Here is a 519-nt window from a genome sequence, read left to right as displayed (position 1 = left end):
AACAGGGTGTCGCCGGTGAAGGCCAGATCGTCCGCCGGCGCATGAAACACCACATGGCCGAGGGTGTGACCCGGCGTTTCGGTGACCTCGAACCGCGTCTCGCCCACCATCACCACATCGCCGTCAGCGACCATGCGGTCCAGCGGCGCGACCTTGCGCACCTCTTCCGGCCCGACGATTTTGCAGGCCCATTCTGCCTTCAGCCGCGCGTTGCCCTCGGTGTGATCGGGGTGCCAGTGGGTGTTCAGGATCAAATCCAGCCGCCCCCAGCCCAAGCCTTCCAACTCCTCCAGAATCCGCGCCGCGTCCGGCGTATCGACCGCCGCGACCGCGCCGGTTGCCGCATCGCGGATCAGAAAGCCGTAGTTGTCGCTGCGGCAGGCAAACAGATGCACATCCAGGGTCATGCGCCCATCCTAGCAGCAGGGCCGCCGACAGGCCTATAGTGGGGCCATGCGGCGCAGCATCGACGAGCTTCGAACCTTCTACGGCGAGCCGACCGGGGCGCTGGCGCGACGG

The 519-nt window shown here is 66.9% G+C and carries 1 protein-coding gene; it reads right to left on the bottom strand.

Going from position 1 to position 519, the window contains the following annotated elements:
• Window positions 1–407 (bottom strand): hydroxyacylglutathione hydrolase family protein (locus B3T77_RS15350; RefSeq protein WP_292080684.1); only part of this gene is annotated, 407 nt, incomplete at its 3' end.
• Window positions 408–519: the final 112 nt, after the last annotated feature.

This window comes from Brevundimonas sp. UBA7838 (assembly GCF_002500885.1).
GTDB classification, from domain to species: Bacteria; Pseudomonadota; Alphaproteobacteria; order Caulobacterales; family Caulobacteraceae; genus Brevundimonas; species Brevundimonas vesicularis_C.
The sequence above is the reverse complement of the archived record's forward strand: the minus strand, read 5'-3'. Positions and strand labels throughout refer to the sequence as shown.